The following is an 8,476-nucleotide window of genomic DNA, read 5'->3' as shown; positions in this document are numbered from 1 at the left end:
TTGAGCGATGGCCCTTCCATACAGAACCACCGGATCACTATGACCTGCTTTCGCACCTGCTCGACTTGTCGGTCTCGCAGTTAAGCACGCTTATGCCATTGCACTATCAGCACGATTTCCGACCGTACCTAGCGTACCTTCGTACTCCTCCGTTAACACTTTGGGAGGAGACCCGCCCCCAGTCAACTGCCTACCATGCACTGTCCCCGATCCGGATTACGACCAAGGTTTTAGAACCTCAAACAAACCAGGGTGGTATTTCAGGGCGGCTCCACGCAGACTGGCGTCCACGCTTCAAAGCCTCCCACCTATCCTACACAGACCGGTTCAAAGTCCAATGCAAAGCTACAGTAAAGGTTCATGGGGTCTTTCCGTCTAAGCCGCCGGGGAGATTGCATCATCACAAACACTTCAACTTCGCTGAGTCTCGGGAGGAGACAGTGTGGCCATCGTTACGCCATTCGTGCAGGTCGGAACTTACCCGACAAGGAATTTCGCTACCTTAGGACCGTTATAGTTACGGCCGCCGTTTACCGGGACTTCAATCAAGAGCTTGCACCCCATCATTTAATCTTCCGGCACCGGGCAGGCGTCACACCCTATACGTCCACTTTCGTGTTTGCAGAGTGCTGTGTTTTTTATTAAACAGTCGCAGCCACCAGTTTATTGCAACCCCTTCACCCTCTGCGCGCAGGCGCATCAGGCTACAGGGGCGTACCTTATCCCGAAGTTACGGTACCAATTTGCCGAGTTCCTTCTCCCGAGTTCTCTCAAGCGCCTTAGAATACTCATCTCGCCCACCTGTGTCGGTTTGCGGTACGGTCTTGTTAAACTGAAGCTTAGAGGCTTTTCTTGGAACCACTTCCGATTGCTTCTTCACCGAAGTGAATGGCCTCGCACCCTTGAATCCTGCGCCCGGATTTGCCAAAGCGCCTTCTCCAATGCAAGGACCGGGACTTCCAACACCCGGACAACCTTCCGCGATCCGTCCCCCATCGCATTTAACAATGGTGCAGGAATATTAACCTGCTTCCCATCAGCTACGCATTTCTGCCTCGCCTTAGGGGCCGACTCACCCTACGCCGATGAACGTTGCGTAGGAAACCTTGGGCTTACGGCGAGGGGGCTTTTCACCCCCTTTATCGCTACTCATGTCAGCATTCGCACTTCCGATACCTCCAGCACACTTTCCAGTGCACCTTCGCAGGCTTACGGAACGCTCTCCTACCATGCACATAAATGTGCATCCGCAGCTTCGGTATATTGCTTAGCCCCGTTACATCTTCCGCGCAGGACGACTCGATCAGTGAGCTATTACGCTTTCTTTAAAGGATGGCTGCTTCTAAGCCAACCTCCTGACTGTTTTAGCCTTCCCACTTCGTTTCCCACTTAGCAATATTTGGGGACCTTAGCTGGCGGTCTGGGTTGTTTCCCTCTTGACACCGGACGTTAGCACCCGATGTCTGTCTCCCGTGATTGCACTCTTCGGTATTCGGAGTTTGCTATGGCGTAGTAATCCGCAATGGACCCCACAACCATGACAGTGCTCTACCCCCGAAGGTGATACACGAGGCACTACCTAAATAGTTTTCGGAGAGAACCAGCTATTTCCAGGTTTGTTTAGCCTTTCACCCCTATCCACAGCTCATCCCCTAACTTTTCAACGTTAGTGGGTTCGGACCTCCAGTACGTGTTACCGCACCTTCATCCTGGCCATGGATAGATCACCTGGTTTCGGGTCTACACCCAGCGACTGAATCGCCCTGTTCGGACTCGCTTTCGCTACGCCTGCCCTAATCGGTTAAGCTTGCCACTGAATGTAAGTCGCTGACCCATTATACAAAAGGTACGCCGTCACCCCTTCGCAGAGGCTCCGACTGTTTGTATGCATGCGGTTTCAGGATCTGTTTCACTCCCCTCCCGGGGTTCTTTTCGCCTTTCCCTCACGGTACTGGTTCACTATCGGTCGATCACGAGTATTTAGCCTTGGAGGATGGTCCCCCCATCTTCAGACAGGATTTCACGTGTCCCGCCCTACTTGTCGTACACCTAGTTCTTCCTCGCTGTTTTCGTCTACAGGGCTATCACCTGCTATGGCGGCACTTTCCAGAGCCTTCGACTAACAATGAAGATAAAGAGTACAGGCTGGTCCCATTTCGCTCGCCACTACTCTGGGAATCTCGGTTGATTTCTTTTCCTGCGGTTACTTAGATGTTTCAGTTCACCGCGTTCGCTTCACGTAGCCTATGTATTCAGCTACGGATGACCCATACGGGCCGGGTTTCCCCATTCGGATATCGGTGGATCAAAGCTCGTTTGCCAGCTCCCCACCGCTTTTCGCAGGCTACCGCGTCCTTCATCGCCTGTGATCGCCAAGGCATCCACCACATGCACTTGTTCGCTTGACCCTATAACGGGTGTGTCTCCTGCATGATCCACGGGGAATCACACGCTCGCCACCCTCGCTACAGGTTGAGTATTCGTGTTGCGCCGTATTCCAAAAGCGATCTTTCGATCTCTCTTTTCATACATTGATACAATCACAACCCTGATTCACCTACTCAACCACCCATCTCTAAGTGATCTTTCGTGAATCTCTTTACTACTTCTTCCTGATTGTTAAAGAACGACAGCCGATATAAAGCTCTGCTTCATATCACTCTGACTGGCTCAATCGCCAATGCACAACGCTCTGCCTTTTACTGCCCGCAGAACGCTACGCATTGAGGATTGGTGGAGGATGACGGGATCGAACCGACGACCCCCTGCTTGCAAAGCAGGTGCTCTCCCAGCTGAGCTAATCCCCCAGTCATACAGCTACCCCAGAGGTTCAGACGATCAGCACACCAGACAAGACTTTGGTGGGTCTGGATGGATTCGAACCATCGACCCCCGCCTTATCAAGACGGTGCTCTAACCGACTGAGCTACAGACCCCTGAGTCTGTCCTGATTTCACAGCCGATAAGCGTGAGCGCTCAACGCATTGCTTTTACACAACTGACGCGTTTAGCTCGAGAAAGGAGGTGATCCAGCCGCACCTTCCGATACGGCTACCTTGTTACGACTTCACCCCAGTCATGAATCCTACCGTGGTGACCGTCCTCCTTGCGGTTAGACTAGCCACTTCTGGTAAAACCCACTCCCATGGTGTGACGGGCGGTGTGTACAAGACCCGGGAACGTATTCACCGCGGCATGCTGATCCGCGATTACTAGCGATTCCAGCTTCACGCACTCGAGTTGCAGAGTGCGATCCGGACTACGATCGGTTTTCTGGGATTGGCTCCCCCTCGCGGGTTGGCGACCCTCTGTTCCGACCATTGTATGACGTGTGAAGCCCTACCCATAAGGGCCATGAGGACTTGACGTCATCCCCACCTTCCTCCGGTTTGTCACCGGCAGTCTCCCTAGAGTGCTCTTGCGTAGCAACTAGGGACAAGGGTTGCGCTCGTTGCGGGACTTAACCCAACATCTCACGACACGAGCTGACGACAGCCATGCAGCACCTGTGTTATGGCTCCCTTTCGGGCACTCCCACCTCTCAGCAGGATTCCATACATGTCAAGGGTAGGTAAGGTTTTTCGCGTTGCATCGAATTAATCCACATCATCCACCGCTTGTGCGGGTCCCCGTCAATTCCTTTGAGTTTTAATCTTGCGACCGTACTCCCCAGGCGGTCAACTTCACGCGTTAGCTACGTTACCAAGTCAATGAAGACCCGACAACTAGTTGACATCGTTTAGGGCGTGGACTACCAGGGTATCTAATCCTGTTTGCTCCCCACGCTTTCGTGCATGAGCGTCAGTATTGGCCCAGGGGGCTGCCTTCGCCATCGGTATTCCTCCACATCTCTACGCATTTCACTGCTACACGTGGAATTCTACCCCCCTCTGCCATACTCTAGCCCGCCAGTCACAAATGCAGTTCCCAGGTTAAGCCCGGGGATTTCACATCTGTCTTAGCGGACCGCCTGCGCACGCTTTACGCCCAGTAATTCCGATTAACGCTTGCACCCTACGTATTACCGCGGCTGCTGGCACGTAGTTAGCCGGTGCTTATTCTTCCGGTACCGTCATCCCCCCACCGTATTAGGGCGGAGGTTTTCTTTCCGGACAAAAGTGCTTTACAACCCGAAGGCCTTCTTCACACACGCGGCATTGCTGGATCAGGCTTGCGCCCATTGTCCAAAATTCCCCACTGCTGCCTCCCGTAGGAGTCTGGGCCGTGTCTCAGTCCCAGTGTGGCTGGTCGTCCTCTCAGACCAGCTACAGATCGTCGCCTTGGTAGGCCTTTACCCCACCAACTAGCTAATCTGCCATCGGCCGCCCCTGTAGCGCGAGGTCCTAAGATCCCCCGCTTTCATCCACAGATCGTATGCGGTATTAATCCGGCTTTCGCCGGGCTATCCCCCACTACAGGACACGTTCCGATGTATTACTCACCCGTTCGCCACTCGCCACCAGGATTGCTCCCGTGCTGCCGTTCGACTTGCATGTGTAAGGCATGCCGCCAGCGTTCAATCTGAGCCAGGATCAAACTCTTCAGTTCAAACCTGTTACTGTTTTTCGGTTCAGTTAAGAACCGGTCGCTCACTCAACGTACTGACGAATGATCTCTCCATCTTTCAATGGAAAAACCTTCCTTTCATTACTGTGTGAGACTTGATACTTTCGCTTCTTCCGGCAGATCCCGAAGGATACGCCGGCGCGTCGCGCATCAAGCGCCCACACTTATCGGCTGTTAATTTTTAAAGATCGATTACGCATTCACTACCGAACCCGCACCGCCAGTCGTCAGCATCACAACCACCCGGTACCGCTTCGTTCTGCGTCGCTGCATCAGCAGCAGAGAAACGAGATTATGAAGAACTTCCGCTACGCCGTCAACAGGTTTTTCTAACTTCCTGAACCTGCCTGCTTCGCTGAAAGCCTTGCCACTGCTGGCTCTCCCGCCTCCCGCGCTCCGTTGTCCGAAGCACGAAAGAGCGAGATTCTAGCGAGCCGGACTCCGCCTTGCAAGCGTTATTTTGATAGGCATGGATTGCGCCAGAAACGGCGCGAGGACCACGACAAAACCGGACACCCAGCAAGGGCAAAAAGGACCGAAAACAATACCGAAAATCCGTGTTCCGCTAGCTGCCCCGAACGCATAATCAAACAGCCGCGTGCATAAGCATCACTCGTTCGACCACACCTAAATAGTGATCAAGATCCGGCGTCGCGCGATTCTCTTCTTTGGCAAGATCGTCCCATCTGCGCAGACGCAACGCGTCTTCCGCGTAAGGCTTTTGCAGGAACGCCTCAGCTTCCTCCTTGCTAAAAATGCCGCCCTGCAACTCCAGGCTCCGCACCGAATCAGCGGAAAGCTGGCCGAAATACGTGTCGTCGATGGCGCACAGGCAGCGCTTGGCGTCGACGTGCAAACGGATCGGCTCCAACACCGCGCTCGACAAAACCGGCCGCAAGAACGGCAGCGCAAAATACTGATGCAGATCGTCGATGCCCCGCTCCGTCGGCGTCTCGCCCTGCAGATTGAGCAAGTGGCCGAGGTCGTGCAGAAACGCCGCGGCAACCAGTTCCTCGTCAGCGCCAGCCTCCTCGGCCAATAAACCACTCTGCAACGCATGTTCGAGTTGCGTCACCGGCTCGCCGCTATAGGCCAGCTTGCCGTACTGCTCGAACAGGGAACGAATATCCTTCACACTCAATGCCACGCTCTCACTCCCACGGTAATGAAAAGGTCTTCAGATTGGTGAAGCTCTTCATGGCTTCCTGAACGCCTTCCTTATAGCCAAGCCCGGAGTCCTTGATGCCGCCGAACGGCGTCAACTCGATCCGGTAGCCGGGCACTTCCCACACGTTGACCGTTCCCACGCGCAATTCGTTGATGAAGCGCGTGATCGCATCCTGCCGGTTCGTGCACACGCCCGACGACAACCCGAACGCCGTGCCATTGCTAATGCGAATCGCGTCGTCGATTGTGTCGAAGGTGATGATCGGCGACACCGGCCCGAAGGTTTCCTCGCGCACCAATGTCATCGACGGATCGACGCCGTCCAGCACCGTCGGCGCATACAACGCGCCCTTGCGCTGATTGCCGATCCGCAGACGCGCCCCGCTCGCCACCGCCTCATTCACACGCGCCTCGAACAGCTGCGCAGCGGCGACGTCGATCACCGTGCCCATTTGATTGGATGCATCGAACGGATCGCCAAAAGACCAGGCGCGCGTCTTCTCGACGACCAGATCGGTGAAATCGGCGGCCACACTTTTCTGCACCAGCATCCGCTTGACCGCAGTACAACGCTGCCCGGAATTCTTATACGAGCCCTGCACCGCAAGCGTCGCCGCACGTTCGAGATCGGCGTCGTCGAGCACGATCAGCGGATCGTTGCCGCCCAGTTCCAGCACGACGCGCCGGTACGCCGCCTTGCCCGCAATATATTTGCCGATCGCCACGCCTCCCGTGAACGTGACGAGTTCCGCCAAAGGATGCGTGATCAGTTCATCGGCGATTTCGCGCGGGTCACCGGTCAGCACCTGCAGCATCGGCGCGGGCAAGCCGGCTTCGTACAGGACATCGGCGAGATACAGCGCCGACAGCGGCACCTTTTCCGAGGGCTTCAGCACGACCCGATTGTTCGTCGCAATGGCCGGCGCGATCTTATGCGCGACCTGGTTCATCGGATGGTTGAACGGCGTAATCGCGGCAATGACGCCCGCCAGCGGCTCGCGCTGCGAAAACACGCGGCGCTTCTTGCCGTGCGGCGTGAGATCGCAGGAGAAGCTCTGCCCGTCGTCGTGCAATGCCTCAATCGACGCGAACTTCAACACATCGGCGACACGGCCGATTTCATACCGCGAGTCCTGCTTCGACAAACCCGACTCGAGCGAAATCAGATCCGACGCCTCTTCGGTCCGCTCTCGCATGAGCGAAGCCGCGCGCTCCAGGATCTGCGAGCGCTCGTAACGCGTGAGCTTCGCTTCATAGGCCGCCGCGTACTCGAACGCGGCGCGCACGTCATCGACGCTCGCCAGCGGGACTGTCCCCACGCGCATTCCCGTATAAGGATCGAACACGTCGAGCTTGCGCGAGCGCGTCACGCGCTCGCCTTTGAGCCGCAGCGCTTCCGCCCGAAAAGCCGGATGGTCCCGCAGCACGGCGTTCATGATGACGACACGCGATTCAAGGCGATGTCGAAGATATCGAAGTTGCGCAGCCTCTTGCCGCCATCGCCGCCGCTGGACGGCAACGCTTCGACACGCCGGTTGAACAGCAGCGGCACTTCCTGCTCGGAAATCCCGCCATGCGAGCGCAACGGCACCGTCAGCCCGGACAGATCATGCTCAGCGCGCCGCGTGCCGAGCACGACATGCTTCGTGCTGACCACGACGATATCGCCGACGCGGTCGTTCGGCAGCTCGAAGCGCTCGCAGGCCGCCGCGTTGTCGAGCACGGTATCGATCCCCTGCAAGCCGCCGATCCGCTCGATCACCTGCGCGACGCTGACATCGTGCGGTAGATAGACGGTCGCGAAAGAACCGAGCGCGCCGTGATGCACCACATACGGATCCGTGATCGGCAGAATCACACGCGCGCGGCCGGCGCCGAGCCAGTCGTCGAGTACGTCCTGCAGATAGATCACGTTCGGCTCGCCGGTCTGCGGATCGTGCTTCGCGTTCATGCCGTGATCGGCGGTCAGGCCGATCACCCAGCCGAGCGCGTCGAGCTTCGCGAGGTAGCCGTCCATCATCGCGTAGAACGCGTTCGCGCCCTCGGTGCCCGGCGCCCATTTGTGCTGGATGTAATCGGTGGTGGATAGATACATCAGGTCGAGCTTGCGCGTTTGCGCGAGCCGCACGCCGGCGGCGAACACGAATTCGGACAGCCCCGCGCTATACACATCGGGCACCGGCAAGCCGACCAGATCGAGTACTGCGCCGATGCCGTTTTCCTCGAGCGTCGCCTTGTCGGCTTTCTCCGCCGAGAAACAGATGCCCTTCAACTGCCAGCCGAGCAGCCGGCGCAACTTGTCTTTCGCGGTGACCACGGCGACTGCGGCGCCGGCTTCGGCGGCAGCGGCGAGCAAGGTGCCCGCGCGCAGATAGGCGGGGTCGTTCATCATCACTTCCGCGCCCTCGCCGCCGTTCGCGTCCGGGTCCCAGAAGTAATTGCCGCAGATGCCGTGCACCGAAGGCGGCACGCCGCACACGATCGACAGATTGTTCGGGTTGGTGAACGACGGGACCACGCAGTCGCCCTTGAAGGCGCCGCCGCCCTTGAGCATCTTGCCGATGAACGGCGCGACGCCCGCCGCGACCGCGGCTTCGAGATAATCGAATTCGCAGCCGTCGACGCACACCACCACCGTCGGTTGCGAGGGCAGCCGGTAGCTGCGGCCGTTGACTTCGATCGTGCGTTCGCTTGTATTCGCCATCGTTCCCTTCCATGCGTGCCGGGCACACGCGTCGTAGTC

General features: G+C 57.2%; 3 protein-coding genes, 2 tRNA genes and 2 rRNA genes. All 7 read right to left on the bottom strand.

What is annotated here, in order from left to right; all coding sequences use genetic code 11:
• Positions 1 to 2,408: ribosomal RNA gene (locus tag B0G71_RS37175) — 23S ribosomal RNA — on the bottom strand; the annotation flags it as partial.
• Positions 2,409 to 2,731: 323 nt separating this feature from the next.
• A tRNA-Ala gene (locus B0G71_RS37170) sits at positions 2,732 to 2,807 on the bottom strand.
• Between the two features lie 52 nt (positions 2,808 to 2,859).
• Positions 2,860 to 2,936, bottom strand: a tRNA-Ile gene (locus tag B0G71_RS37165).
• Positions 2,937 to 3,017: 81 nt separating this feature from the next.
• Positions 3,018 to 4,548: ribosomal RNA gene (locus B0G71_RS37160) — 16S ribosomal RNA — on the bottom strand.
• 604 nt (positions 4,549 to 5,152) lie between these two features.
• Positions 5,153 to 5,713, bottom strand: a complete 561-nt coding sequence (locus B0G71_RS37155; RefSeq protein WP_116121243.1) for a phosphonate degradation HD-domain oxygenase — start codon at positions 5,711 to 5,713, stop codon at positions 5,153 to 5,155.
• 4 nt (positions 5,714 to 5,717) lie between these two features.
• On the bottom strand, positions 5,718 to 7,169 hold the full coding sequence (phnY, locus tag B0G71_RS37150; protein ID WP_116148241.1) for a phosphonoacetaldehyde dehydrogenase: 1,452 nt from the start codon (positions 7,167 to 7,169) through the stop codon (positions 5,718 to 5,720).
• On the bottom strand, positions 7,166 to 8,437 hold the full coding sequence (gene phnA / locus B0G71_RS37145) for a phosphonoacetate hydrolase (RefSeq protein ID WP_116148239.1): 1,272 nt from the start codon (positions 8,435 to 8,437) through the stop codon (positions 7,166 to 7,168). The genes phnY and phnA overlap by 4 nt, the downstream gene beginning before the upstream one ends.
• Between the last annotated feature and the right edge of the window lie 39 nt (positions 8,438 to 8,476).

Origin of the sequence: Paraburkholderia sp. BL27I4N3 (assembly GCF_003386115.1) — a bacterium.
Taxonomy (GTDB): domain Bacteria; phylum Pseudomonadota; class Gammaproteobacteria; order Burkholderiales; family Burkholderiaceae; genus Paraburkholderia.
This window is presented reverse-complemented; position numbering and strand designations above follow the sequence as displayed.